The organism is Nesterenkonia sp. K-15-9-6, assembly GCF_052656005.1.
On record NZ_JBQYEY010000001.1, the window covers coordinates 75,169 to 101,477 of the forward strand.

The window sequence follows — 26,309 nt, forward strand, 5'->3', positions numbered from 1 at the left end:
ACACCCCGAGGAGAAGACCTCACTCCATGAGTCCGCAGGCAGACCCAGCGCCCGAGAACACTGCACCCGAGAACACTGCGCCCGAGAACCCCGCCCCCGAGAGCGCCTCCTCTGAGGGTGCCTCCCTCGAGAGCACCACGCCCGACGGCGGCCCCGCGACGGGCGCTGAGCCCACGGTCATCACCGTCGGCGAGGGCCGCGGCACAGGTGGCCAGGAGCTCGGCTACGACGTCGTCATCGGCAACGGCCTGCTCGGGCGCCTGCCGCAGATGATCGGATCCCAGGCCGAGCGTGTGCTCGTCATCCACCCCCGCGCGCTGCGCGCCACCGGCGACGTCGTCCGCGAGGACCTGGAGAATGCCGGCTACAAGGCGGTGGTCGCAGAGATCCCGGACGCGGAGGAGGGCAAGCACATCCAGGTGGCCGCCTTCTGCTGGCAGGTCCTGGGCCAGAACGACTTCACGCGCTCCGACGCCGTGGTCGCCGTCGGTGGGGGAGCGGTGACCGATGTCGCGGGCTTCGTGGCCGCCACCTGGCTGCGCGGGGTGCGAGTGGTCCACATGCCCACCACGCTGCTGGCCATGGTCGATGCCGCCGTCGGGGGCAAGACCGGCATCAACACGTCCGAAGGCAAGAACCTGGTGGGCGCGTTCCACCAGCCCGCCGCAGTGCTGGCTGACCTGGACACCCTGCTCACGTTGCCGCGCAACGAGCTCGTCGCCGGTCTCGCCGAGGTGGTCAAATGCGGCTTCATCGCTGACGAGAAGATCCTGGAGATCATCGAATCGTCGCCCGAACAGGCACAGAATCCGCATTCGCATCAACTGCGTGAGCTCATCGAGCGGGCCATCCGGGTCAAGGCTTCGGTGGTCGGCCAAGACCCGAAGGAGTCCGGGCTGCGCGAGTCGCTGAACTACGGGCACACCCTGGCCCACGCCATCGAGCTGGCCGAGCGCTACCAGTGGCGCCACGGGGCGGCGGTCTCGGTGGGCATGGTCTTCGCCGCGGAGCTGGCTCGCAGCCTGGGGCGCCTGGACGACGCCACGGCCGACCGCCACCGGTCGGTGCTGACGTCTCTGGGCCTGCCGGTGACCTACCGGGACGACCGCTGGAACCAGCTGCTCGAAGGCATTCGCCGGGACAAGAAGAACCGCGGCGATCAGCTGCGGTTCGTGCTCCTGGCAGGGCAGGGTCAGCCCGCCACCGTGGAGATCCCTGACGCCTCGATCCTCTTCGCCACGTACCAGGAGATCGCGGAGTCGGACGAGGGCACCACGGTCTCCCTGTAGAATCGACAACCGCGCACAGCCGTGCCGTGTGCCGACCGGCGCGCGGACACCCGCATCCGATGTGAAGAAGGGCAATCAGTGGCCACCTCCAACGACATCAAGAACGGTTCCGTCCTCAAGCTCGAGGGCCAGCTCTGGAACACCCTGGAGTTCCAGCACGTCAAGCCTGGCAAGGGCGGAGCGTTCATCCGGACCAAGCTGAAGAACATCACCTCCGGCAAGGTCGTGGACAAGACCTTCAACGCCGGCGCCAAGGTGGAGTTCGCCACGGTGGACCGCACCAACTACCAGTACCTCTATGCCGACGGCGACGACTACGTGTTCATGGACCTGCGGGACTACGACCAGATCACCGTTCCGGGCTCCGTCGTCGGGGATGCCGCGAACTTCCTGCTGGAGTCCCAGGAGGTCAGCATCGCGCTGCACGAAGGCACGCCGCTGTACCTGGAGATGCCGCCGTCGGTGGTCCTGGAGATCACCTACACGGAGCCGGGCCTGCAGGGCGACCGCTCCTCGGCCGGGACCAAGTCCGCCACCCTGGAGACCGGCCACGAGATCCAGGTGCCGCTCTTCGTCGACCAGGGCACGAAGGTCAAGGTGGACACACGGTCCTCCGAGTACCTCGGCCGTGTGACGGACTGACCCGTGGCCCGTCGAAGCAAGGCGCGCCGCCGTGCGTTGGAGGTCCTCTTCGAGGCGGAGCAGCGTGGAGCCGAGCCGCTCGAAGTCCTCCGGGTCCGCCGGGAGAAGGCCGATCTCGTGGTCGATGACTACGTCGTCACCGTCCTCGACGGCGTCGTCTCCCACCGCGAGCGGATCGACGAGCTGCTGACCACCTACTCCCGGGGCTGGAGCCTGGAGCGCATGCCGCGCGTGGACCTGATGGCGCTGCGCATCGGCGCCTGGGAGCTGCTCTACAACGACGACATCCCCGACGGCGTCGCCGTCGCCGAGGCCGTGGCCATGGTGCGGGAACTCTCCACGGATGAGTCCCCGCCCTTCGTCAACGGAGTCTTGGGGCGCCTGCAGAAGCTCAAGCCGACCCTTCTGGACTGACTCTGCTCCCGGTCTCCGCGGAGCGTCACCGGGGAGAGGTTCCCGGGATCCGCTAGAGTGGATCCGAACAGCTGAATATCCTGCTGTCTCCTTTAATGATCGTCCCGTGAGGCGAGGAAGGAGTCGCCTGGTGACCACACCAGAGACCTCACAGGTCATGTCCGCCCCTGATGTGGAGCGGGCACTGACGCGCATCGCGCACGAGATCGTCGAGGCCCATCGCGGCGTCGACGGTCTCCTGCTGCTCGGCATCCCCCGCAGGGGTGTCCCGTTGGCCCGTCGCCTGGGTGAACGGCTCGCCCGCATCGACGGGGCCTTCGACCCCGTGCGCGGGGTCGGCTCCCTCGACATCACCATGTATCGGGATGATCTGCGCACCGGCAGCGCACGCACCCCGGAGCCCACCCGGGTGCCCGAGGCCGGCGTCGACGACGCCACCGTCGTCCTGGTCGACGACGTGCTCTACTCCGGCCGCACCGTCCGCGCCGCGCTGGACGCCCTCTCCGCCCTCGGACGCCCCCGTGCGGTGCGCCTGGCCGTCCTGGTGGACCGCGGCCACCGCGAGCTCCCGATCCGTGCCGATCACGTGGGCAAGAACCTGCCGACCTCCCGGGACGAACGCGTCTCGGTGCGCCTGGCCGACGTCGACGGCGTCGCCGCCGAGGACGAGGCCGTGCTCATCGAGAGGGGGCCACGCCCATGAGGCACCTGCTCTCCACCGCGGACCTGTCCCACAGCGACGCGCTGAGCATCCTCGACACCGCCGAGGAGATGAGCGCGGTGGCCACCCGCGAGGTGAAGAAGCTCCCCACGCTGCGGGGCCGCACCGTGGTGAACCTCTTCTTCGAGGACTCCACGCGGACGCGGATCTCCTTCGAAGCCGCCGCGAAACGCCTCTCCGCGGACGTCATGAACTTCTCGGCGAAGGGCTCCTCCGTCTCCAAGGGCGAGTCGCTGAAGGACACAGTCCAGACCCTGGAGGCCATCGGAGCGGACGCGATCGTGATGCGCCATTGGGCCTCCGGCGCCGCGGCACAGCTGGCGGCCTCGGGTTGGACGGACTGCGCGGTGGTCAACGCCGGAGACGGCACCCATGAGCATCCCACACAGGCGCTGCTGGATGCGCTCACGCTGCGCCGAGGCTGGGCCGCTGGGCGGGGCCACGGGCCTCGTGGCACGGACCTGACCGGTATGCGGGTGCTGATCGTCGGGGACATCCTGCACTCTCGGGTCGCCCGCTCCGGCGTGTGGCTGCTGAACACTCTCGGCGCCGAGGTCGGCCTCGTCGCTCCGCCGACCCTGCTGCCTGTGGGTGTGGAGCAGTGGCCCGTCAGCGTGCACTACAGCTTCGACGAGGCGCTGGCCTCGGGACCGCACGCCGTGATGATGCTGCGCGTGCAGGCCGAACGCATGGGCGGAGCCTTCTTCCCCACACCGGCGGAGTACACGCGCCGGTGGGGCCTGACCGACGAGCGCCTCGCACGGGTGGAACGTCTCAACGGCCCCGGAGGGGACGGAGCCATGATCCTGCACCCTGGGCCGATGAACCGAGGCGTGGAGATCTCCGCAGCCGCCGCCGACTCTCCGCTGAACCGGGTGCTCGACCAGGTCTCGCACGGAGTCTCGGTGCGCATGGCGGTGCTGCACCTGCTGCTTTCACAGAGTCACGACGACGGGAGTTCCGCATGACCGACCACCTGATCCTCGGTGCCAAGATCCTCGGGGAGACGACTGCCGACCTGGTGCTGCGGGACGGGAAGATCGCCACTCTCGGGGCCGACACGGCCGCGCCGCGGGAGGGCGTGCCGCTGGAGACCATCGACGCCACCGGCCTCATCGCGCTCCCCGGCATGGTGGACCTGCACACGCACCTTCGCGAGCCCGGGCGCGAGGACGCCGAGACCGTGGAGACCGGCAGCCGCGCGGCCGCCCTGGGCGGCTTCACCGCCGTGCACGCCATGGCGAACTCCTCACCGGTGGCGGACACCGCCGGCGTCGTCGAACAGGTCCACCGTCTGGGGCTGGAGTCCGGTTGGACCGAGGTGCATCCCGTGGGGGCCGTCACGGTCGGGCTGGCCGGTGAGAACCTGGCTGAGCTGGGCGCGATGGCCGAGTCCTCCGCCCAGGTCCGGATGTTCTCCGACGACGGCATCTGCGTGCACAACCCGGTGTTGATGCGTCGGGCACTGGAGTATGTGAAGTCCTTCGACGGATTCGTGGCCCAGCACGCCCAGGAGCCGCTGCTCACCGAGGGTGCTCAGATGAATGAGGGCTGTGTGTCCTCGGTGCTGGGGCTTCCCGGCTGGCCGGCAGTGGCCGAAGAGGCGATCATCGCCCGTGACGTGCTGCTGGCTCAGCACGTGGAGTCGCGTCTCCATGTCTGCCACGTGTCCACGAAGGGGTCGGTGGAGATCATCCGCTGGGCCAAGGAGCGGGGAATCGACGTGACCGCCGAGGTCACTCCGCACCACCTGATCCTCACCGAGGAGATGGTCCGCAGCTTCAACCCGGTGTACAAGGTCAATCCGCCGCTGCGCACGGCTGAGGACGTCCAGGCGCTGCGCGAGGCGCTGGCCGACGGCACGATCGACGTCGTCGGCACCGACCACGCCCCGCACCCCACGCAGCTCAAGGAGTGCGAGTGGCACCAGGCCGCGATGGGGATGACCGGGCTGGAGACGGCGCTCTCGGTGGTGCAGCACACGATGGTCGAGACCGGCATGATGGACTGGCGGCGCTTCGCGGAGGTCACCTCGGTGCGTCCGGCGGAGATCGCACGCCACGGGCACCAGGGCCGCCCGCTGGCCGTCGGCGAGCCTGCGAATCTGATTCTGGTGGACCCGCAGGCGCGCCGCACCGTGCGTCCTGAGGAGCATGCCACCAAGGGCCGGAACTCCCCGTTCTCCGGCATGGAGCTGCCGGGCCGGGTCCACTCCACCTTCCTGGCGGGACACCGCGTCGTCGCCGACGGTGCGCTGCAGACCTCGCTCACCGGCAGAGAGGCGGACTGACCCCGCATGACGCAGGTCTATCTGAACTACTTCTATGTGTCCTTCGCGATCATCGTGGTCGCGGCCCTGATGCTCTGGTGGGGCTGGCGAGGACGCAAGAGACGACAGGCCGGGCTGCCGGAGCCGGCCACGATCGTGCCGGAGATCATCGACGCCGAGCCGCTGGCCGCCGGCGAGGGCATGGTCATCGGCACGGTGAAGGCCTCGGACTACCTGGACCGCGTGGCCGTGCACGGCCTGGGGATCCGCACCGACGGTCGGATCGAGGTCCATGACCAGGGTGTGGCCGTGTTCCGTGCCGGAGCGCGGAACTATCTCATCACCCGAGACCAGCTGACCCATACGCGCACCGACCGCGGGGTGGTGGGTAAGTTCGTCGAGCGCGACGGCGCCCTCATCATCGGCTGGAAGCTGGGGGAGGAGTCCGTGGAGACGGCCTTCCGTGCGCGGCACGCCGAGGCCCATGAGCAGCTGCTGAGCCACTTGAAGAGACTGACCGAGGAGTGAACCCACCTATGAGCACCATCGATCCTGCCCTCCTCGTCCTCGAGGACGGCACCGTCCACGAGGGGACCGCCTACGGGGCCCGAGGCTCCCGTCTGGGGGAGGCGGTCTTCGCCACCGGCATGACCGGCTACCAGGAGACCCTCACCGACCCGTCGTACGCACGTCAGATCGTCGTGCAGACGGCCCCGCACATCGGAAACACCGGAGTCAACGACGAGGACCCGGAGTCCCGCCGGATCTGGGTGGCCGGCTATGTGGTCCGTGACGCCGCGCGGCGTCCCTCGAACTGGCGCAGCCGACGCAGCCTGGACGAGGAGCTCGTCGCGCAGGACGTCGTCGGGATTCAGGGAGTGGACACCCGTGCGGTGACCCGTCATCTGCGCACCGCCGGCGCCATGAAGGCCGGCATCTTCTCCGGGGAGGCCGCTTCGCGTCCCGTGGCGGAGCTCGTCGACGAGGTCCGGTCCCAGCCGTCGATGAAGGGCGCACGCCTGGCCGAGGAGGTCACCACGGAGCAGGCCTACGTCGTGGAGCCGTCCGACCACGGCTGGCAGGGGGAGCCCCTCGCCGTCGTGGCCGCGCTCGACCTCGGCATCAAGACGATGACGCCGGTCCGCATGGCGGAGCGCGGGCTGCGCGTCCACGTCCTGCCGGCGACGGCGTCCTTCGCGGACATCGAGGCCGTCTCGCCCGACGGCGTGTTCCTCTCCAACGGCCCCGGGGACCCTGCCACGGCAGCCACCCAGGTGGGCCTGCTGCGGGAGGTCCTCGACGCCGGAGTGCCGTTCTTCGGGATCTGCTTCGGCAACCAGATCCTCGGCCGCGCGCTGGGCTTCGGCACCTACAAGCTGCCCTTCGGGCATCGCGGGATCAACCAGCCGGTCATGGACCATCTGACCGGCAAGGTGGAGATCACCTCGCAGAACCATGGCTTCGCGGTGGACGCACCCGTCGGGGAGACCACCACCGCCCCGGAGTCGCGATACGGCCGCGTGCAGGTCAGCCACTCCAGCCTCAACGACGGCGTCGTGGAGGGGCTGCGCTGCCTGGACATCCCGGCCTTCTCGGTGCAGTACCACCCGGAGGCCGCCGCCGGACCTCACGACTCCGCCTACCTCTTCGACCGCTTCGTCGAGCTGATGAAAGTGAAGGACAATGCCTAAGCGTCAAGACCTCAACTCCGTGCTGGTCATCGGCTCCGGCCCGATCGTCATCGGCCAGGCGGCAGAGTTCGACTACTCGGGGACCCAGGCCCTGCGCGTGCTCAAGGAAGAGGGCATCCGCGTCATCCTGGTCAACTCCAACCCGGCAACCATCATGACCGATCCGGAGTTCGCCGACGCCACGTATGTGGAGCCGATCAGCCCCGACGTCGTCGCCAAGATCATCGAGAAGGAGCGTCCCGACGCGATCCTGCCCACTCTGGGCGGGCAGACGGCGCTGAACACCGCCATCGCGCTGGACAAGGACGGCGTCCTGGAGAAGTACGGCGTGGAGCTGATCGGGGCGAACATCGCCGCTATCGAGCTCGGTGAGGACCGCGAGAAGTTCAAGGGCGTCGTGGAGCGCTCGGGCGGCGAGTCCGCCCGTTCGCGGATCGTCCATTCCATGGAGGAGGCGTTCGAGGCGGCCGAGGACCTCGGCTACCCGATGGTGGTGCGGCCGTCGTTCACCATGGGAGGGCTGGGGTCCGGGCTCGCCTACGACGCCGAGGACCTGCGGCGCATCGCCGGGACGGGACTGCAGTACAGCCCGACCACGGAGGTGCTCCTGGAGGAGTCGATCCTCGGGTGGAAGGAGTACGAGCTCGAGATGATGCGCGACGCCAACGACAACGTCGTGGTCGTCTGCTCGATCGAGAACCTCGACCCGGTGGGTGTGCACACCGGCGACTCCATCACCGTGGCCCCGGCGCTGACGCTGACCGACCGGGAATACCAGAAGCTGCGCGACATCGCGATCAACGTGATCCGCGAGGTCGGCGTCGACACGGGCGGCTGCAACATCCAGTTCGCAGTGGACCCGGCGACCGGGCGGGTGGTCGTCATCGAGATGAACCCCCGGGTCTCGCGCTCCTCAGCGCTGGCCTCGAAGGCGACCGGGTTCGCCATCGCCAAGATCGCCACGAAGCTCGCGGTGGGCTACACCCTCGACGAGATCCCCAACGACATCACCCGCAAGACCCCGGCGAGCTTCGAGCCCACGCTGGACTACGTGGTGGTGAAGGTCCCACGTTTCGCCTTCGAGAAGTTCCCGGCCGCCGACACCACGCTGACGACCACCATGAAGTCTGTCGGTGAGGCGATGGCCATCGGGCGGAACTTCAGCGAGGCGCTGCAGAAGGCCCAGCGGTCCCTGGAGCAGCGGGGCTCGGAGTTCGACTTCACCCCCGCCGGCCAGGAGGAGCTCGCCGAGCTGCTGGAGAAGATGGCCACGCCGACCACCGAGCGTATCCACCAGGTGCAGCGTGCGCTGCTCTCCGGGGCCAGCCTGGAGCAGGTGCACGAGATCACCGCCATCGACCCGTGGTTCCTGGACCAGCTGGAGCTGATCAACGAGACCGCCCAGACGATCGCTGAGGCACGTGAGCTCAGCCCGGAGGTGCTGCGCACCGCCAAGCGGCACGGCTTCTCGGACGAGCAGATCGGCGCCCTGCGCCACATGGACCCCGCCGTGGTGCGGGGTGTGCGCCACGCACTGGGCATCCGGCCGGTCTTCAAGACGGTGGACACCTGTGCGGCCGAGTTCGAGGCCTACACGCCGTACCACTATTCGTCCTACGACCGTGAGGATGAGATCAGCGACCACGAGAAGCCCTCGGTCATCATTCTGGGCTCGGGGCCGAACCGGATCGGCCAGGGCATCGAGTTCGACTATTCCTGCGTGCATGCCACCATGGCGCTGCGGGATGCGGGCTACGAGACCGTCATGGTCAACTGCAACCCGGAGACCGTCTCCACCGACTACGACGTCTCCACACGGCTCTACTTCGAGCCGCTGACCCTGGAGGACGTCCTGGAGGTCATCGCCGCCGAGGAGCGGACCGGCGGCGTCCACGGGGTGTTCGTCCAGCTCGGCGGTCAGACGCCGCTGAAGCTCGCCCAGCAGCTGGCCGACGCCGGGGTGCCGATCCTGGGCACGTCGCCGGAGGCCATCGATCTGGCGGAGGACCGTGGCGAGTTCGACCAGGTGCTGCGGCAGGCCGGGCTCATCGCGCCGAAGAACGGCACGGCCGTGAGCTTCGAGGACGCCAAGCGGGTGGCCGACGGCATCGGCTATCCCGTGCTGGTGCGGCCCTCCTATGTGTTGGGCGGACGCGGCATGGAGATCGTCTACGACGAGCCTGGACTCGCCCGGTACATCGCCAACGCGACCGAGGTCACCCCGGAGCATCCCGTGCTGGTGGACCGGTTCCTGGAGGACGCGATCGAGGTCGACGTCGACGCCCTCTTCGACGGCCGGGACCTCTACCTGGGCGGTGTCATGGAGCACATCGAAGAGGCCGGGATCCACTCGGGCGACTCGGCCTGCGCCCTGCCTCCGATCACCCTGGGACCGGACGTGCTGGAGCGGGTCCGGGAGGCGACCGCCGCGATCGCCGCCGGCGTCGGGGTCCGTGGCCTGATCAACATCCAGTTCGCCGTCGCCTCCGACGTCCTCTACGTCATCGAAGCCAATCCGCGGGCCTCACGCACGGTGCCGTTCGTCTCCAAGGCCACCGGCGTGCAGCTGGCCAAGGCCGCCGCGCTGATCGGCACGGGCGTCTCGATCAGCGAGCTGCGGGCGGGCTCCGGCCACCCGGCAGGCGGGCTGCTGCCGACCTTCGGTGACGGATCCCTGCTGCCCCCGGGCGCCCCGGTGTCCGTCAAGGAGGCCGTACTGCCGTTCAACCGGTTCCGCACCCCTGAGGGGCGTGTGGTGGACTCGCTGCTGGGTCCGGAGATGCGCTCCACCGGTGAGGTCATGGGCATCGACAAGCACTTCGACACGGCCTTCGCGAAGTCTCAGCAGGCGGCGAGCAACCCGCTGCCGACCTCCGGCAAGGTCTTCGTCTCGGTGGCCAACCGGGACAAGCGCGCCGTCATCATGACCGTCAAGCGCCTGGTGGACCTCGGCTTCGAGGTCGTCTCCACCGGGGGCACCGCGGACGTGCTGCGGCGCAACGGCCTGAACCCCTCGGTGGTGCGCAAGATCGCCGACGCCCCGGGGGAGGGGGAGACCATCCTCGACCTCGTGGAGTCCGGGCAGATCGACCTGATCGTGAACACGCCCTCGGGTGGGGACGCCCGCAGCGACGGCTACGAGATCCGTGCGGCGGCGACGTCGGTGGGCACTCCGGTGATCACCACGGTGGCGGAGTTCGGCGCCGCGGTCCTGGCGATCGAGGCGCTGCGCCAGTTCAGCTGGTCGGTCACCTCCCTGCAGGACCACGCGGCACGGCTCGCGGAGCTCTCCTCATGAGCGAGCGCCCTCCGCAGTTCGGCGCACGGCTGGCCGAGGCGATCCGTCGCCACGGTCGGCTGTGCGTCGGCGTCGATCCGCACGCCGCTTTGCTGACTCAGTGGGGCCTGGCCGACGACGTCGCCGGGCTCCGGGAGTTCGGCCGCCGCGTGCTGGATGCCGCGGTGGGTCGGGTCGGCATCATCAAGCCGCAGGTCGCCTTCTTCGAGCGGTTCGGGCCTGCGGGCCTGAGCGTGCTGGCCGAGCTGCAGCAGGCCGCCCGCCGGGAGGGGCTGCTGGTGATCGCCGATGCGAAACGGGGCGACATCGGTTCGACGATGGCCGGCTACGCCGAGGCGTGGCTGGACCCCGACGCCGCCCTCGCCGCCGATGCGCTCACCGTCTCCCCGTACCTGGGCTTCGGTTCGCTGAGCCCCGCCGTCGAGGCGGCCCGCCGCCATGGCGCCGGGCTGTTCGTGCTGGCGCTGACCTCGAACCCCGAAGGGCGGGAGGTCCAGCTGGCACGGGACGCCCACGGGACGGTGGCCGCAGGCATCGCCGCTCGGGCCGCCGCGGAGAACGACGTGGTCGACGACGGCGCCCTGGGAGACATCGGCCTGGTGGTCGGCGCGACGACGGCGGGCCTGGCGGAAGAAGCAGGTGTCGACCTGACCGCAGGGGCGATGCCGCTGCTCGCTCCGGGATACGGGGCGCAGGGGGCGACGGCGCAGGACCTGCGGCGAGGCTTCGGCCCGGCTCACCGGCAGGTGGTCGTCAACTCCTCCCGAGGGATCCTCGCGCACGGACCCGACGTCGCCTCGCTGACCGCTGCGATCGACCGCACCGTGGCCGATCTGGGCGACTGACCGTCCAGGTCCGTCTGGACGCTCGACCGCGCCGCGTCCGGGGCTGTCGCCGCCTGATCTGGGGGAACTGGCTATTGCCCCTGGGCACAAATGAGGCTAGATTCTGCCACATGTCATAGGCGGCGCAGCAGAGGAGAACACCGTGGCCCTGCGAGAACTGAGCAAGGAAGAGCGCGACATCGCCCGGCAGAAGGCCCTCGCGGCCCGGATCGAGCGGGCCGAGCTGAAGGAGGCCTTCGGAGCGGGGAAGATCAGCTTCGACGACGTGCTGGCCAAGGCCGAGACCTCCGAGGCGGTGGCCCGGCTGAAGACTGTGGAGCTGCTGGAGGCGCTGCCCGGCGTGGGGAAGGTCACGGCCGCCCGGACGCTGGAGGATCTCGGGATCTCCGAGAACCGGCGCATCGGTGGACTCGGCGTCAAGCAGCGGACCGCTCTGGCCCGACATCTGGCTCAGCTGGCCTGAAGCGGCCCGTGTGCTGCCCCGCGTCTCGGTCGGCGGGGCCTCGTCCGGACGTTAGGATGGACGACATCCTGATGCCCAGGCTTGAGGTGCGTCGGTCCTGCTCCGGCCGGGACTGTTCCGCCTCGGCCCACCGACCACACCGAGGTTCCGCGGCCGCCGTCGAGCGGCTCGGACCGCGCCGAGGAGTCCACCGCAGTGAACGAGCCCAAGGTCACCGTGCTCGCAGGCCCCACGTCTGTGGGGAAGTCGACGATGAGCCGCTACATCCGAGAGAACTATCCGCAGGTCTGCTTCTCGGTCTCTGCGACGACCCGCGATCCGCGACCGGGGGAGGCTGACGGCGTCGACTATCATTTCGTCGCGCCCGAGCAGTTCGACCGCCTGGTGGAGGAGGGCGCCTTCCTCGAATGGGCCACCGTCCATGGGCGGCACCGCTACGGGACCCTGCGATCCACCGTGGAGGAGGCCCTGGGCCAGGGACGCAGCGTCCTGCTGGAGATCGACCTCCAGGGGGCCCGGCAGGTGCGGCGGACCATGCCCGAGGCGCAGTTCGTGTTCCTCTCGCCGCCGTCGTGGGACGAGATGGTGTCTCGCCTCACAGGGCGGGGTACGGAGGGGCCCGAGGAACAGCAGAGGCGCCTGGAAACCGCTAAGATGGAGCTTGCGGCAGAATCGGAGTTCGACGTCACCGTGATCAACGACGACCTCGACCGCGCCGCCGCCGAACTCGTCGCCCTCATGGGCTTCCAGAAGGACGCCGTCTGATCGACGGCCCACCACACGCGACCGACAAGGACCTTTCTTCCGTGACTGAGCAGCTCGAAGGCATCATCGACCCGCCGATCGACTCCCTGATGGGCAAGAGCGACTCGAAGTACGCCCTGGTGCTCTTCGCCGCCAAGCGCGCCCGCCAGATCAACGCCTACTACGCGCAGCTCCACGAGGGGCTCTTCGAGTACGTCGGCCCGCTGGTGGACACGAAGCTCAACGAGAAGCCTCTGTCCATCGCTCTGCGGGAGATCGACCAGGACCTGCTGGTCAACCACCCCGCCGAGAACCCGGCATCCTGACCCTACGGTCCGGAGAGCACCGATCGACCTGATGCGCATCGTCCTGGGAGTCAGCGGAGGCATCGCGGCCTACAAGGCCGTGCACCTGGTGCGACTGCTCCGTGAGGACGGCCATCAGGTCGACGTCGTTCCGACCGCCGCCGCGGAAGAGTTCGTGGGCCGTCCCACGTGGGAGGCCATCAGCGGGCGGAAGGTGAGCACCTCCGTCTTCTCTCATGTGGACGAGGTGCGGCATGTCCGCCTCGGCCAGGAGGCGGACCTGGTCGTGGTGGCACCGGCCACCGCCGACCTGATGGCCCGGGTGCGGGCCGGCATGGCCGATGATCTTCTCACGTCCACGCTGTTGGCCACCGAGGCGCCGGTGGTGCTCGTGCCGGCCATGCACACCGAGATGTGGCGCAACGCCGCCACCGCCGACAACGTCGAGACCTTGCGTCGGCGCGGGGTCGACGTCATGGAGCCCGCTGTCGGGCGGCTGACAGGCGCCGACTCGGGTCCGGGCCGGATGCCCGAGCCCCACGACATCCACGCGCACCTCCGCAGGGTCCTCGCCGAGGGCCCTGGTGACGCAGACCCGGGGCCGCCGTCGGGCGCCGTGACCCCGTCGGAGGGCCCGCTGTCCGGGCGGCGCGTCGTCGTCACCGCGGGGGGCACCCGCGAGCCGCTGGACCCTGTGCGATACCTGGGCAACCGCTCCTCCGGGAAACAGGGACTGGCACTGGCCGAGGCCGCGCTGGCCGCGGGTGCGCAGGTGCACCTCATCGCCGGGGTGATGGACGTCCCGGCACCGGCGGCTCAGGACAGGCTGACGGTGGAGACCGTCGAGACGGCCGAGGAGCTGCATGCCGCCGTCGAGTCCGCGGCCGCCGCAGCAGACCTGCTGCTCATGGCGGCGGCAGTCGCCGACTTCCGTCCGGCCGACTATGCCGAGGCCAAGATCAAGAAGACCGACGACGGCACGGACCCGGTCATCCACCTGCAGCGCAATCCGGACATCCTGGCCACGACGGTGCGGAGGCGCGCCGAGCGAGGGACCGGTCCCACCGTCATCGTCGGCTTCGCCGCCGAGACCGGCGACGCGGAGAACGATCCGCTGGACCTCGCACAGGCCAAACTGCTGCGCAAGGGATGCGAGCTGCTCGTGCTGAATCGCGTGGGCCGGAACCTGGTGTTCGGTCAGGACGACACAGAGATCCATATCCTGGCGTCCTTCGGCGTCCAGGGGCTCCTCGGTGATGCCGATCCGGTCCATGTGGTGGGCACCAAGCAGGAGGCCGCGCAGGCCGTGGTCGACCGTGCCGCGCAGCTGATCTCCCGCCGGGCGCGATCGCCTTACGCTCTGTGAAGCCGCTGGCTGACCGGCCAGCCTCGACGCTGGCCGCTCGCGTAGGATGAGCCGGTGACCAACACCAGCGCTGCCTCTTCTGACATGCCCCTGCCGCAGGGACTGCGGCTGTTCAGCTCCGAGTCCGTGACCATCGGTCATCCGGACAAGATCTGCGACCAGATCTCCGATGCGGTGCTCGATGCGATGCTCGCCGTAGACCCCGACTCTCGGGTCGCGGTGGAGACCCTCACCACCACCGGCCTGGTGCATGTCGCCGGGGAGGTCACCACCTCGGGGTATGTGGAGATCCCGCAGATCGTGCGCTCCACGTTGCTGGACATCGGCTACGACTCCTCGGCCAACGGCTTCGACGGCGCCCGCTGCGGCGTCTCCGTCAGCATCGGCCAGCAGTCCCCGGAGATCTTCGCCGGCGTGTTCAACTCGATGGAGGCCCGCGGCGGAGCCGAAGATCGCCGGGACGCCCAGGGAGCCGGCGACCAGGGCATCATGTTCGGCTACGCCACCAACGAGACCGACACCTATATGCCGACGCCCATCGCGCTGGCCCACCGTCTCTCGGCCCGGCTCACAGAGGTCCGGCAGACGGGTGAGCTGGACTATCTGCGCCCCGACGGCAAGACCCAGGTGACGGTCGGCTACGACGGAGCGCGACCCGTGAGCCTGGACACTGTGGTGGTCTCCACCCAGCACACGCAGGAGACCGCCCAGGAGCAGCTGCACGCTGACATGTCGGAGCACGTGGTGGCGCCGGTGATCGAGGCCTCCGGGCTGGACATCTCCGCGGTCTCCGAGATCATCAACCCCTCTGGGCCCTTCGTGGTCGGTGGTCCGGTGGGCGATGCCGGACTCACCGGCCGCAAGATCATCGTCGACACCTACGGCGGCTTCGCTCGGCACGGAGGCGGCGCGTTCTCCGGCAAGGACCCCTCCAAGGTGGACCGCTCGGCCGCCTACGCGATGCGCTGGGTGGCGAAGAACGTGGTCGCCGCCGGGCTGGCCGAGCGCGCCGAGATCCAGATCGCCTACGCCATCGGCCGGGCGCGTCCGGTGGGCATCTATGTGGAGACCTTCGGCACGGAGACGGTGGATCCGGCGCGCATCTCCGCGGCCATCGATGAGATCTTCGACCTCCGCCCGCTGGGGATCATCGAGGATCTGGACCTCAAGAGGCCCATCTATCGCGAGACCGCCCGCAACGGCCACTTCGGCCGTGAGGGCGAGAACTTCCCCTGGGAGCGTCTCGACCGTGTCGAGGCTCTGAAGTCGTACTTCGGCGCCTGAGGCCCGGCGACCCTGCAGCACGCGGCCCCCGCCCACCCCAGGGCGGGGGCCGCGTGCTGTCCTCCCTGCCTCTGTGTCCGGTGCGGCCTCTGTGTCCAGTGCGGCCTCTGCCGTGTCTGCACCGGCACCAGACGGCCACCGGGGACTTCGTGCCTGTCAGCCCGGGCGCGTAGCATCATCCGGTGAACAGGTCCCAGTGCCGTGGAGGGAGACAGGCGATGACGGAGCGGGAGGACAGCCAGCCGGCGCTCCTCGACGCCCTGGCTCCGCCGCCGCCTGCGCGTCTGCCGGCGGGGGCGGCCCCGGAGCTGCCGGTGGCGCGGGTGCTGCTGGACTCCGGAGTCCCGCATCTGGACCGAACCTTCGACTATGTGGTGCCGCGGGACCACGACGCCGCCGTCGTGCCCGGGGGGAGGGTGAAGGTCCGTTTCTCCGGTCGCGAGATGCTGGGCTTCGTCGTCGAGCGCTGTGAGGCGGCGGAGACGGCGTCCCGGCTCTCTCTGATCCACAAGGTGGTCTCGGCGGTCCCGGTGCTGTCCCCGGAGGTGCTCCAGCTGGCCCGGCAGGTGGCTGAGCGCGGTGCCGGGGTCACCTCGGATGTGCTGCGGGCGGCGATCCCCCCGCGCGTGGCCCGGGTGGAGAAGGAGTTCGCCGGGCTGACCGCCCCGGATCCGGTGTTCGACCCCGAGACCCCGAGACCCCGCCAGGCGGCCCTGGCGCTGACCGGCTATGGGGAGCAGAGCTGGGTCGCCCAGATCCTGGACACGGTGCGTCGCTGCCTGGAGCAGGACGGCGATGCCGTGGTGGTCCTGCCCGATGCGCGCGACGTCGGGCAGGTGGCGGAGGCGCTCGAGCACGTGTGGGGCGCGGAGCAGGTGGCCCGGCTGACCGCCGACGTCGGCCCCACACCCCGATACCGGGCGTTCCTGCGCCTGCGCCACGGGCAGGCTCGCATCGCGGTGGGGACCCGGTCGGCCGTCTTCGCCCCGGTGCCGCGCCTGCGGCAGCTGATCGTGGTCGACGACGACGACCCTTCGCATGCCGAGCCGCGCGCGCCCTACCATCACGTGCGTGAGGTGGCGCTGCTGCGCACGGTGCTGACCGGATGCGGCCTGCTGTTCCTGTCCACCTCCCGCAGCCTGGAGGTGCAGCGCCTCGTGGAGCGCGGATGGCTCCAGGACGTCGCCCCGTCCCGCGAGTCTCGCAGGGAGGCCTCCCCGCTGATGATGGCCACCGCCGATTCTCACCACACGGAACGGGACCCGATGGCACGCGGGGCGCGGCTTCCGGCCGCGGCGTACCGCACGGCCCAGCAGGCTCTGCAGCACGGGCCGGTGCTGGTGCAGGTGGCACGGGCCGGCTTCGTCCCGGCGGTGCTGTGCGAGCGCTGCCGCGTCCGGCAGCAGTGTCCCAGCTGTCATGGGCCGCTGAGCCTGCCGCCCCACCATGAGCAGTCCCGGACCCTGAGGTGTCGCTGGTGCGGGCTGCATCACCGGGGCCACCGCTGCGCGGAGTGCGGGCACGATCGCTTCCGGGCAGGTGTCAGGGGAGCGGACCGCACCGCGCATGAGCTTGGCCGGGCCTTCCCGAACACTACGGTGATCTCCTCCACCGGGGACCACCCGGTGCGTGAGGTCTCGGCGGCTCCGGCCGTGGTGGTGAGCACTCCCGGGGTGGAGCCCGTGGCCGCTGGAGGATATGCCGCCGCACTGCTCCTCGACGGGGACGCCCAGCTCAGCCGTGAGGGACTGGACGTGCCGCGCAGGGTCCTGGCTCGCTGGTTCCGTGCGGCGTCTCTGGTCCGGCCGCACGGAGCTGACCCGGCACGCTCGGGGGCGGTGGTGGTCACCGCGGAGGCCGAGGAGCTCACCGCGGCGCTGGTGCGCTGGGACCCGGTCACCTATGCCCGTCGGGAGCTCTACCGTCGGCTGGAGCTCGGTCTTCCCCCGGCGAAGCGCATGTTGAGCCTGACGGCGGAACCGGAGGAGGCCGAGGCCTTCATCCGGGCGGCGAACCTGCCCGAGGGCGTCAGCTGGATCGGGCCGAGCCCGCTCGAGGACGGTCGTCACCGGTACTTGCTGTTCTTCGGCTATGCGCAGGCCGCCGAGGTCGTTGAGGAGATGCGGCGGCTGCGTCGCACCCAGAGCGCCCAGCGTGGAGATCGGGCCGTGCGGATCGCCGTGGACGACGTGGCGGCCCTGCAGGTCTGAGGCACTCCTCAGGGCTCGAGGACTGGGGGTGTCTGGCGGGACGCTGACACTCGGACGCTTGAGACCTTCAGAGCTCGCTGAGGAAGCGGCGGATGGCCCGGGCGGTCGGGGCAGGCTTCTCATAGTGCAGCAGATGGCCCACCCCGCGGAGGACCTCCAGTCGGGCCTGGGGGAGCAGTCGGGCGAGGAGCTGTCGTCCGCGCAGGGTGGAGAGCTGATCCTGCGCCCCGACCACCAGCAGGGTCGGCAGGTCCAGCTCGCGGGCGAACTGGGTCACGGTGGTGCGGCTGGAGGACCGGTAGGCCTGCAGGACGGTGTCCCGGTCGGCGAAGCCGCCGAAGTGCTCCCGGTGTTCACGGCGCACATGCTCGACCACGTCCCGGTCCCGCGACACGATCATGGTGAGATTCGTCACGGCAAGGATCAGGGGTGAGCGCAGCAGGGAGAGCGCCCAGGGCTCAGGCAGTCGGCCGCAGACCCGATAGTAGGCTTCCACGGCGACGGCGCCGGGCAGCAGCGACCCGGTGAAGACGTCGTCGCTGATCGGGTTGAGCAGTCCCAGCCCCGCCCAGCGTCGGCCCTCCGGGATGCCCTGCTGCCAGGCGGTGTGCGCCGCAGCGACGATGGATCCGAAGGAGTGGCCGACCAGGACGTCCTGGTCGTGGAGTGCCAGGGCCTGGGCCAGGGCCTCCACGACGCGCGCGTAGGTCTCGGCGTCGTGGGCGCCGTGGGACAGCGGGGCGGTGGCGCCGAAGCCCGGCAGGTCGGGGACCAGCAGCTCCTGGTCGGGCAGGGCGTCGACGATCAGCTGCATCCCGTGGTGGTCGCCTCGGAAGCCATGGATGACCAGCAGCCGGCGCGCCGGCCCGGGGACCTGATGCCGGGCACGGTAGTGCCACAGGGTGATGTCAGCGGTCGCCGCGCGCCCGTCGGACAGGCGGACCCGCACGGGGACGGTGCGGCGTTCCCCTTCGCGACGTGGATGCGGCACCCAGGGAGCGGCGGGCAGGTCAGAGGAGGAAGGCGTCGACGGCGGCACCTCACCAGGGTAGCGGTGCGGGCGTCGGCGGCGTCGGCGGCATCGGCGGCGTCGTCACTCAGGTCGGCATCGGCGGCATCGTCACTCAGGTCGGCATCGTCACTTAGACTGGGTGGGCCGGACGTCGTCTCTGAGGCCGGCGGTCGAACCCGACGGGATCGTGGGGCGGGACGAGGTCCTGCCTGCGACCGTGCTGGGTGAGCCGACCGCGGCGAGCCCCGTCCATGACGTCCCGAGATGCCCTTTGCCCGATCCCATCGAACGACCACGAGGTGCCCCCAGGTGAGCAACGCGAGCGGTTCCGCCGCGGCCCAGGCCGCGCAGGCCTCCGAGAAGCCCCAGCAGTATGACGTCGCCGAGATCGAGGCGCGCTGGCTGCCCTTCTGGGAGGAGGACGGCACGTTCGAGGTGGACCCCGACGACACTCGCGAGCGGCGCTATGTGCTGGACATGTTCCCGTACCCGTCGGGCGACCTGCACATGGGGCATGCCGAGGCCTTCGCCATCGGCGACATCCCGGCCCGCTATGCGCGGCTGCGTGGATACAACGTGCTGCACCCCATCGGCTGGGACTCCTTCGGACTTCCGGCGGAGAACGCGGCGATCAAGAACGACGCGCACCCGGCGGACTGGACCTACACCAACATCGACACCCAGGCGGCGTCCTTCAAACGCTATGCCATCAGTGCGGACTGGTCGCGGCGCCTGCACACCTCGGACGAGTCCTACTACCGGTGGACCCAGTGGCTGTTCCTGCAGTTCCACCGCCGGGGCCTGGCCTACCGCAAGGACTCCCCGGTGAACTGGTGCCCGAAGGACCAGACGGTGCTGGCCAATGAGCAGGTCGTCGACGGCGCCTGTGAGCGCTGCGGCACTCAGGTCACCAAGAAGGCCCTGAACCAGTGGTACTTCAAGATCACCGAGTACGCGGACCGGCTCCTCGACGACATGGAGCAGCTGGCCGGACGATGGCCGGAGCGCGTGCTGAGCATGCAGCGCAACTGGATCGGCCGCTCCACCGGTGCGACGGTCCGGTACGAGGTCGAGCCTGCCGAGGACGGCGCCGACGTCGAGCCGATCGAGGTCTTCACCACCCGCCCCGACACCCTGTACGGGGTGACGTTCATGGTGGTCGCCGCCGATGCGGCGCTGGCCGAGCAGCTGGTCACCGAGGAGCACCGGGAGGAGCTGGCGCGCTACCGCGCGGCGCTGGGCTCGGTCTCCGACATCGAGCGTCAGTCGGCCGACCGGGAGCGCACCGGCGTGTTCCTGGGCCGGTACGCGGCCCACCCGCTGACGGGAGAGCGCCTGCCCATCTGGGCCTCGGACTATGTGCTCGCCGACTACGGCACCGGCGCGGTCATGGCTGTGCCGGCCCATGATCAGCGGGATCTCGAGTTCGCCCGGACGATGGGGCTGGATGTCCGCGTCGTGGTGGACACCGGAGAAGAGGATCCCGCGGTGTCCGGCACGGCCACGGCCGGCGAAGGGACGTTGGTGAACTCGCCCGCCTGGGAGGGGCTGGGCAAGCAGGAGGCCATCGCTCGCGCGGTGGACGTCCTGGCGGAGCGCCAGCTCGGACAGGCCACGGTGAACTACCGGCTGCGCGACTGGCTGCTGTCCCGTCAGCGTTTCTGGGGCGCCCCGATCCCGATCGTGCACTGCCCCAGCTGCGGCGAGGTGCCGGTGCCCGAGGACGAGCTGCCGGTGCGGCTGCCGGCCGACCTGCGAGGCGAGCAGCTGGCTCCGAAGGGCCAGTCCCCGTTGGCCGCGGCGAGCGACTGGGTCACGGCGGACTGCCCCTCGTGCGGTGAGCCTGCCACCCGGGACACTGACACCATGGACACCTTCGTGGACTCCTCCTGGTACTTCCTGCGATTCCTGGACCCGCAGAACGACGAGCGCATCTTCGATTCGTCCGAGGCCGACCGATGGATGCCGGTGGACCAGTATGTGGGCGGCGTGGAGCACGCCATCCTCCATCTGCTCTATGCACGCTTCTTCACCAAGGTCATCCATGACATGGGCCTGATCCGCTTCGACGAGCCCTTCAAGGCGCTGATGAACCAGGGCCAGGTGCTCAACGGCGGCAAGGCGATGTCGAAGTCGCTGGGCAACGGTGTCGACCTCGGTGAGCAGCTGGACGCCTACGGCGTCGACGCGGTCCGGCTGACCATGGTCTTCGCCTCACCGCCCGAGGACGATGTCGACTGGGCCGACGTCTCGCCGGCCGGGTCGGCGAAGTTCCTGGCCCGGGCGTGGCGTGTGGCCCAGGATGTGGCCAGCGCCCCCGGCACGGATCCGACCAGCGGGACCGCAGCACTGCGTGCGGTCACCCACCGCACCGTCCACGAGGTGGAGCAGCTGCTCGAGGACCAGAAGTTCAACGTGGTCGTGGCGCGGCTCATGGAGCTGGTCAACGCCATCCGCAAGGAGATCGACTCCGGGGCCGGCGCGGCCGACGCCGCGGTGCGGGAGGGGGCGGAGGTCACCGCACAGATCCTGAGCCTCGTGGCCCCCTACACCGCTGAGGACATGTGGGCGATGCTCGGGCATGAGGCCTCCGTGGCGAACTCGACCTGGCCCACCGTCGATGAGGCTCTGCTGGTCGAGGACACGGTCACCGCCGTGGTGCAGGTCAAGGGCAAGCTGCGGGACAAGCTGGAGGTGTCCACGGACATCACGGCGGACGATCTCGAGGCCCGCGCACTGGCGCTGCCGAAGATCCAGAAGTACATCGAGGCCGACGGCGGGGTTCGCAAGGTGATCGTCCGGGCTCCGAAGCTCGTCAACGTCGTCACGGGCTGACCCGATGGACCAGGTCTCGCGGGAGCGCAGGGACCAAGGCCTGGCAGCCTGGATCCGGTCTTGTGAAGACGCCCTCACGGTCGGCGGACCCCGTCGATCCGGGCTCTGGGGGCCGCGGCGACGGCAGGGCGGCGTCGCAGTGGTGACGGATTCCTCCTGCTCGCTGCCCCCGGCCCTGCTGAACGCCGCCCGGCCCCCGGTGACCTCGGTGCCGATCCCCGTGATGATCGGTGATCAGATCTACGCGGGGGAGACCGGGGCGTCGGCAGGCGGCGGCGAAGGTGCCGAACTGGAGCGCGATCTGGCCCTTGCGGTCGCCCAGGGTGCACCGGTGCGCACCTCCCGTCCCTCTCCGGGCCGCCTCCTTCAGGCGTTCCGCGCTGCCGAGGCGGCCGGCTGTGAGGGCATCGTGGCGGTGCACCTGTCCTCCAAGCTCTCCGGCACCGTGGACGCCGCGCGTCTGGCTGCCGAGGCCGCGGGCGTCCCGGTGCGTGTCGTCGACTCGCAGCTCACCGGCGCCGCACTGGGGGACGCCGTGCTGGACGCCGCCGCTGTGGCTGGTCGCGGTGGGTCGATCGACGCCGTCGCTGACGCGGCCGAGCGGTGCGCGCGTGGGGCGAGCGCTTTCTTCGTGGTGCCGAATCTGGAGCAGCTGCGGCGAGGCGGCCGGATCAATGCCCTGGCTTCCCTGGTGGGCGGCCTGCTCTGGGTGAAGCCTCTTCTGGGGCTTGAAGACGGCGAGGTGCAGCTGGTGGAGCGGCCCCGCACGATGCCGCGAGCGATGGAGCGGCTCATGGCCCGCGTGGAGGAGGCGGCCTCCGCGATGGACGACCCACGCCTGGTGGTCCACGGCTTCGGCAATCTTCCGGAGGCGCTCGAGCTGGCGGACCGGGTCTCGGGGCTCTCGGCCCGGCCGGTGCCGGTGGTCGACCTGCCTCCCTCGCTCGCAGCGCATCTCGGCCTGGGGGCGTTGGCGGTGTGTCTGACGCCGTCGCCGCGGTGAGGGGCCGAGCGCGGCCCGGTCCTGAGGAGGCCGGCGTCGGCGGAGGGCGCCTGAGTCACCGTGTCCTCCCCTGTGGTGTCCTGCCCTGTGGTGTCCTGCCCTGTGGTGTCCTCCACAGCGGGGTTCTCTGCGGGACTGACACGCCGACGTCTCCACATCCTTCGGGGCGCGGCTGAACGGTGCATCGCCGTGGTCCTAGCCTGACGGCATGGAGGATCATGGGCTCTGGGACGAGGCGCCGGTGCTCTCTCGCCGGGAGCGCCTCAGGCAGGAACGAGAGGCCGCTCTGCGACGTCCTGCACGCACCCGGTTGCGGATCACAGCGGCGGTCGCGCTGGTGGTGGCGCTGCTCGCCTGGCTGCTCGTCTCGTGGCTGATCAGCAGCCCGTCCTCGTCTGAGCCGCTGCCGGAGGCGCCGGCGCTCGACAGCGCACAGGAGGGTGCCCAGGAGGGTGCCCAGGAGGCGGGGCGGGGGGAGGCGCGTCCGCGGGAGACGCCGCCCGGTGCGGAGGGCGGCCCCGCCCCTGGTCAGGGCACGCGGCCGGATGAGGTGCCCGAGCAGCGCTCGGATGAGACGGGTGACGACGGAGCTGACCACGACGGAGCTGACCACGACGGTGCTGACCATGACGGGGCTGACCACGACGGGGGGCAGCTGGTGGTCCACGTCGTCGGCGCAGTCCAGGAGCCGGGCGTCGTCGAGCTTGACCCGGGGGCGCGGGTCCATGACGCGGTGGAGCAGGCCGGCGGGGCCGAGGAGGACGCGGCGCTGGAGGTCGTGAACCTGGCCGCGCCCCTCGTGGACGGCTCGCTGATCCATGTCCCGACCCACGCTGACGTCGACGCCGCCGAGCCGGGGGCGTCGTGGGTCCAGGACGGCCACGGCGGCGACGAGGGGAAAGAGTCTGAGTCCCTGGGGCCGCACGACTCCGGTCACCACGATGGTGGTGCGCCCGGGACACCGGTGGTGGACCTCAACACGGCCGAGGCCGCAGAGCTCGAACAGTTGCCGGGGATCGGACCGGCGCTTGCCGAAAGGATCTTGGAGCACCGGGCCCGGCACGGTCCCTTCGGCTCGCTCGAGGAGCTGGCCGCGGTCCGCGGGATCGGACCGGCGATCCTGGAGGATGTGGCCGATCAGGTGACCTGGTGATCGCGGCTCACCGACGGGACGACGACCCCGCGGGCCGGGCGACCGACCCTCCGGGGAACGCCGCCGGTCCTGTGCGCCCGGTGGACCTTCGGCTGCTGCCCGCTGCCGCGACGGCCTGGGCAGTGGCCTGGGCCGCAGTGCACAGCAGCTCTGCGATCTCGGCAGCCCTGGGAGCTCTGCTGGGGATCTCCGGTCTGGCGCTGCTCGGGGTCCTGGTGCTGCTGCGCCACCTCATGCCACGGGGACGACGGTCATCAGCCCCGGCGGTGCAGCTGGCGGTGTGCTGCGTCGCAGGAGCCGCCGTCGCACTGAGCTGTTCCGGCGCTCAGCGGCAGATCGACCTGAGCGGATGGCCCACGACCGTCAGCGAGGACATTCCTGTCCAGGTGCAGCTCGAGCCGACAGGGCCCGCGCGGGAGACGGTCCGCCCCGGTCCTGACGGCACGGTTCGAGTCATCGTGCCGGTGACCGTGCGGGCCTACGCGCAGCGGCCCCGTGGTCCGAGCTCAGCCTCCCCACCCGACTCAGCCTCTCCATCAGGCTCTGGCGCGGCTCGCTCGGGCGAAGAGGAGCCGACGTGGCGCCAGGTGGACGCCGCGGCCGTCGTGCTGCTCACTGAAGCGGAGGCCGCTGGGCTCAACCGGGATCATGCCGATCGTGCCGTCCGGTTCGAAGGAATGGTGCGGTCGACCCCTGCGGACTCGGGAGGCAGGAGCACAGCATTGCTGACCCCATTCGGGGAGGGTGCTCTGGTGCCGGTTGCGGATGCGCCAGCACAGGTCGGAGGGATCGCGGCCCGGGCGGCCGAGACCTGGGAGGGATGGCGGAGCGACGTTCGCCGCGGGACCATCGAGCTGTCCTCGCAGACGGTGGGCGACGGTCCTGAGCTGCTGCCCGGACTCATCCTCGGTGACAGAAGTGTTCAGTCTCGCGAACTGTCGGAAGCCATGCAGGTGGCAGGGATGACGCATCTGACAGTCGTGAGCGGGACCCACTGCGCACTGGTCATGGGGGCACTGCTGGCGCTGCTGCGTCTGTTGCGGGTGCCGCGGGGTCCCGGGCTCGTGCTCGCCCTGGCGGGTCTGATGCTCTACGTCGGCCTGGTCGATCAGGCTCCGAGCGTGGTGCGGGCCGCCGTGATGGGCGCGCTCGGGGCACTGTCCCTGTTCGCGGGACGTCGGAGGGTCTCGTTCTCGCTGCTCTGCGTCTGCGTGCTGGGCATGCTCATCTGGGATCCCTGGTACGCAGTGGATGCTGCCATGCAGCTGTCAGCGGCGGCGACCGCCGGGATCGTGCTGACCGGGGCTCGCATCCAGGAGGCCTTCGCCCGGGTGCTGCCCGGGGTGGTCGCCGGTCCGCTGGCGCTGGCTGTGTCCGCTCAGCTGTTCGTCACGCCGCTGCTGCTGCCGCTGGCCGGCGGGGTGACCACCTATACAGTCCTCGCCAACGTGCTCGCGGCCCCGCTGCTGCCGCTGGCGACCGTGCCCGGGCTGCTGGGCGCGCTGCTGGCCCCGGCGCTGCCGCCGGTCGCCGGCGGCCTGCTGGGCCTGTGCGCCCTTCCGGCGGCCGCCATCGGGTGGATCGGCCGGACGGCGGCGGGCCTGCCGCGTGCCCTGGCTGCGTGGCCGGAGGGACTCACCGGGACGGTCCTGGTGTGTCTGTACGTGGTGACGGTGCTCCTGCTGGCCCGGCGGCTCATGGCAGGAGGGCGCGAGGCGGGCGGTGCCGGTGGTGCCGGCAGTGCGCAGGACGGAGGGCGCGTCGGAGATGCCTCCCGGGGAGGGGTGGCAGCATTGCGACGCACAGGAGCCCTTGTGTGGCTGTCTGCCGCCCTGCTGGGATCCTTGGCCGCCATGGTGCTCCCGGCGCCCCTGGAAGGCCTCACCGTCCCTCCTGAGGACTGGACGGCGGCGATGTGCGATGTCGGGCAGGGCGACATGCTCGTGGTGCGCACCGGGCCGACTGCCGCCGCCGTCGTGGATGCGGGGGAGGACCCGGAGGCCGCCGACAGATGCCTGAGTAGTCTCGGTGTGGGCACCGTGGACATGCTGTTCGTCACTCATGAGCATCGAGATCACTACGGAGGGGTCCCCGGAGTGGTGCGAGGACGGGACGTCGGCGAGGTACTCCACGGCGGCACGGCCGACTGGGCCCCTCATCACGAGTCTGAGCTTGCCGAGGCGCTCGGTGAGGTGCCCGTGCGGCGGGCCGAGCAGGGCGTCGTCGGACACAGCGGGGGAGCGGACGATGTCGCAGAGGTGCAGTGGCAGGTGTGGTTGGCCCATCAGCACCATCCGGAGCCGAACGACAACTCGCTCGTCGTGCTGTTCGAGCTGCAGGACCCCCACGCGGAGCCTCAGGCGCCGGGCGGCTCGCAGGATCCGCTGCGCCTGCTGGCGACCGGGGACCTCGAGGAGGACGCCGCACGGCTGGCGGTGCTCACCGGAGCGATGCCGGAGCATGTGGACGTCATCAAGGTTGCGCATCATGGAGCCGCCAACGGCGGCACCGAGACCATCGAGCACACCAGTCCCCGTGTCGCCCTGATCGGCGTGGGACAGGACAACACCTACGGGCATCCGGCTCCGTCGATCCTGCAGGCTCTCCGGACTGAGGGTGCCGCCGTGTATCGGACGGATCTGCACGGCGGTGTGGTGCTGACCCTGCGTGGGGGAGCCCTGCATGCTGACGCGTTGGCGGCGCGCTGGTGATGCTCGTACCGAGCCATGGAGCCCTGCCCTGAGCTGTGCTGCCCTGACCGCCCT

Annotated in this window: 21 protein-coding genes; 20 read left to right on the forward strand and 1 reads right to left on the reverse strand. The window is 70.3% G+C overall.

Going from position 1 to position 26,309, the window contains the following annotated elements; translation table 11 throughout:
* The first annotated feature begins 26 nt into the window (after positions 1-26).
* From aroB to SD455_RS00400, 16 genes are all read left to right on the forward strand, one after another.
* On the forward strand, positions 27-1,289 hold the full coding sequence (gene aroB, locus SD455_RS00325) for a 3-dehydroquinate synthase (protein ID WP_311024216.1): 1,263 nt from the start codon (positions 27-29) through the stop codon (positions 1,287-1,289).
* 78 nt (positions 1,290-1,367) lie between these two features.
* Positions 1,368-1,931, forward strand: a complete 564-nt coding sequence (gene efp, locus SD455_RS00330) for an elongation factor P (protein ID WP_311024217.1) — start codon at positions 1,368-1,370, stop codon at positions 1,929-1,931.
* Between the two features lie 3 nt (positions 1,932-1,934).
* Complete coding sequence (gene nusB, locus SD455_RS00335) at positions 1,935-2,345, forward strand: transcription antitermination factor NusB (protein WP_311024218.1); 411 nt, start codon at positions 1,935-1,937, stop codon at positions 2,343-2,345.
* Positions 2,346-2,472: 127 nt separating this feature from the next.
* Positions 2,473-3,048: a bifunctional pyr operon transcriptional regulator/uracil phosphoribosyltransferase PyrR gene (gene pyrR / locus SD455_RS00340; RefSeq protein ID WP_311024439.1), complete on the forward strand. Its 576-nt coding sequence runs from the start codon at positions 2,473-2,475 to the stop codon at positions 3,046-3,048.
* Complete coding sequence (locus SD455_RS00345) at positions 3,045-4,034, forward strand: aspartate carbamoyltransferase catalytic subunit (protein ID WP_070160264.1); 990 nt, start codon at positions 3,045-3,047, stop codon at positions 4,032-4,034. The genes pyrR and SD455_RS00345 overlap by 4 nt, the downstream gene beginning before the upstream one ends.
* Positions 4,031-5,356, forward strand: a complete 1,326-nt coding sequence (locus SD455_RS00350) for a dihydroorotase (protein WP_445506937.1) — start codon at positions 4,031-4,033, stop codon at positions 5,354-5,356. Before SD455_RS00345 ends, SD455_RS00350 begins: the two co-directional genes overlap by 4 nt.
* A 6-nt stretch (positions 5,357-5,362) precedes the next feature.
* On the forward strand, positions 5,363-5,863 hold the full coding sequence (locus SD455_RS00355) for a PH-like domain-containing protein (RefSeq protein WP_070160268.1): 501 nt from the start codon (positions 5,363-5,365) through the stop codon (positions 5,861-5,863).
* 8 nt (positions 5,864-5,871) lie between these two features.
* The gene (carA, locus tag SD455_RS00360) at positions 5,872-7,026 is read left to right on the forward strand and encodes a glutamine-hydrolyzing carbamoyl-phosphate synthase small subunit (RefSeq protein ID WP_070160269.1); all 1,155 of its coding nucleotides are present in this window, start codon (positions 5,872-5,874) and stop codon (positions 7,024-7,026) included.
* Entirely contained in the window at positions 7,019-10,324 is a 3,306-nt protein-coding gene (carB, locus tag SD455_RS00365) for a carbamoyl-phosphate synthase large subunit (protein ID WP_070160271.1), read from the forward strand. The genes carA and carB overlap by 8 nt, the downstream gene beginning before the upstream one ends.
* Positions 10,321-11,169 (forward strand): orotidine-5'-phosphate decarboxylase, encoded by an 849-nt coding sequence (pyrF, locus tag SD455_RS00370; protein WP_070160273.1) that lies wholly within the window; start codon positions 10,321-10,323, stop codon positions 11,167-11,169. Before carB ends, pyrF begins: the two co-directional genes overlap by 4 nt.
* Positions 11,170-11,311: 142 nt before the next feature.
* Positions 11,312-11,632 (forward strand): integration host factor, actinobacterial type, encoded by a 321-nt coding sequence (mihF, locus tag SD455_RS00375; RefSeq protein WP_070160275.1) that lies wholly within the window; start codon positions 11,312-11,314, stop codon positions 11,630-11,632.
* A 195-nt stretch (positions 11,633-11,827) separates the two neighbouring features.
* Entirely contained in the window at positions 11,828-12,397 is a 570-nt protein-coding gene (gmk, locus tag SD455_RS00380; protein ID WP_083277509.1) for a guanylate kinase, read from the forward strand.
* A 41-nt stretch (positions 12,398-12,438) separates the two neighbouring features.
* Entirely contained in the window at positions 12,439-12,702 is a 264-nt protein-coding gene (gene rpoZ / locus SD455_RS00385; RefSeq protein ID WP_070160277.1) for a DNA-directed RNA polymerase subunit omega, read from the forward strand.
* Between the two features lie 31 nt (positions 12,703-12,733).
* Positions 12,734-14,047, forward strand: coding sequence for a bifunctional phosphopantothenoylcysteine decarboxylase/phosphopantothenate--cysteine ligase CoaBC (coaBC, locus tag SD455_RS00390; protein WP_344685611.1), 1,314 nt, complete (start codon positions 12,734-12,736; stop codon positions 14,045-14,047).
* A gap of 84 nt (positions 14,048-14,131) precedes the next feature.
* Positions 14,132-15,331, forward strand: a complete 1,200-nt coding sequence (gene metK / locus SD455_RS00395; RefSeq protein WP_070160294.1) for a methionine adenosyltransferase — start codon at positions 14,132-14,134, stop codon at positions 15,329-15,331.
* A gap of 218 nt (positions 15,332-15,549) precedes the next feature.
* On the forward strand, positions 15,550-17,541 hold the full coding sequence (locus SD455_RS00400) for a primosomal protein N' family DNA-binding protein (protein WP_445506938.1): 1,992 nt from the start codon (positions 15,550-15,552) through the stop codon (positions 17,539-17,541).
* A 67-nt stretch (positions 17,542-17,608) separates the two neighbouring features.
* Here SD455_RS00400 and SD455_RS00405 read toward each other — a convergent pair whose 3' ends face one another.
* Positions 17,609-18,580 (reverse strand): alpha/beta fold hydrolase, encoded by a 972-nt coding sequence (locus SD455_RS00405; RefSeq protein WP_445506939.1) that lies wholly within the window; start codon positions 18,578-18,580, stop codon positions 17,609-17,611.
* A 282-nt stretch (positions 18,581-18,862) separates the two neighbouring features.
* Between SD455_RS00405 and leuS the strand changes: the two genes are divergently transcribed.
* From leuS to SD455_RS00425, 4 genes are all read left to right on the forward strand, one after another.
* Positions 18,863-21,388 (forward strand): leucine--tRNA ligase, encoded by a 2,526-nt coding sequence (gene leuS, locus SD455_RS00410; protein WP_311024226.1) that lies wholly within the window; start codon positions 18,863-18,865, stop codon positions 21,386-21,388.
* Positions 21,389-21,530: 142 nt separating this feature from the next.
* On the forward strand, positions 21,531-22,391 hold the full coding sequence (locus SD455_RS00415) for a DegV family protein (RefSeq protein WP_445506940.1): 861 nt from the start codon (positions 21,531-21,533) through the stop codon (positions 22,389-22,391).
* Positions 22,392-22,599: 208 nt separating this feature from the next.
* On the forward strand, positions 22,600-23,544 hold the full coding sequence (locus SD455_RS00420; RefSeq protein ID WP_445506941.1) for a helix-hairpin-helix domain-containing protein: 945 nt from the start codon (positions 22,600-22,602) through the stop codon (positions 23,542-23,544).
* Positions 23,541-26,255 carry a ComEC/Rec2 family competence protein gene (locus SD455_RS00425; RefSeq protein WP_445506942.1) on the forward strand — a complete coding sequence of 905 codons (2,715 nt, stop codon included), beginning with the start codon at positions 23,541-23,543 and terminating at the stop codon, positions 26,253-26,255. Before SD455_RS00420 ends, SD455_RS00425 begins: the two co-directional genes overlap by 4 nt.
* Positions 26,256-26,309: the final 54 nt, after the last annotated feature.

Coding starts and splice junctions, on each gene's coding strand:
- pyrF (WP_070160273.1), top strand. CDS start 10,321: ATGAGCGAGCGCCCTCCGCAGTTCGGCGCACGGCTGGCCGAGGCGATC.
- coaBC (WP_344685611.1), top strand. CDS start 12,734: ATGCGCATCGTCCTGGGAGTCAGCGGAGGCATCGCGGCCTACAAGGCC.
- carA (WP_070160269.1), top strand. CDS start 5,872: ATGAGCACCATCGATCCTGCCCTCCTCGTCCTCGAGGACGGCACCGTC.
- metK (WP_070160294.1), top strand. CDS start 14,132: ATGCCCCTGCCGCAGGGACTGCGGCTGTTCAGCTCCGAGTCCGTGACC.
- aroB (WP_311024216.1), top strand. CDS start 27: ATGAGTCCGCAGGCAGACCCAGCGCCCGAGAACACTGCACCCGAGAAC.
- SD455_RS00355 (WP_070160268.1), top strand. CDS start 5,363: ATGACGCAGGTCTATCTGAACTACTTCTATGTGTCCTTCGCGATCATC.
- SD455_RS00420 (WP_445506941.1), top strand. CDS start 22,600: ATGGAGGATCATGGGCTCTGGGACGAGGCGCCGGTGCTCTCTCGCCGG.
- SD455_RS00400 (WP_445506938.1), top strand. CDS start 15,550: ATGACGGAGCGGGAGGACAGCCAGCCGGCGCTCCTCGACGCCCTGGCT.
- SD455_RS00345 (WP_070160264.1), top strand. CDS start 3,045: ATGAGGCACCTGCTCTCCACCGCGGACCTGTCCCACAGCGACGCGCTG.
- carB (WP_070160271.1), top strand. CDS start 7,019: ATGCCTAAGCGTCAAGACCTCAACTCCGTGCTGGTCATCGGCTCCGGC.
- SD455_RS00350 (WP_445506937.1), top strand. CDS start 4,031: ATGACCGACCACCTGATCCTCGGTGCCAAGATCCTCGGGGAGACGACT.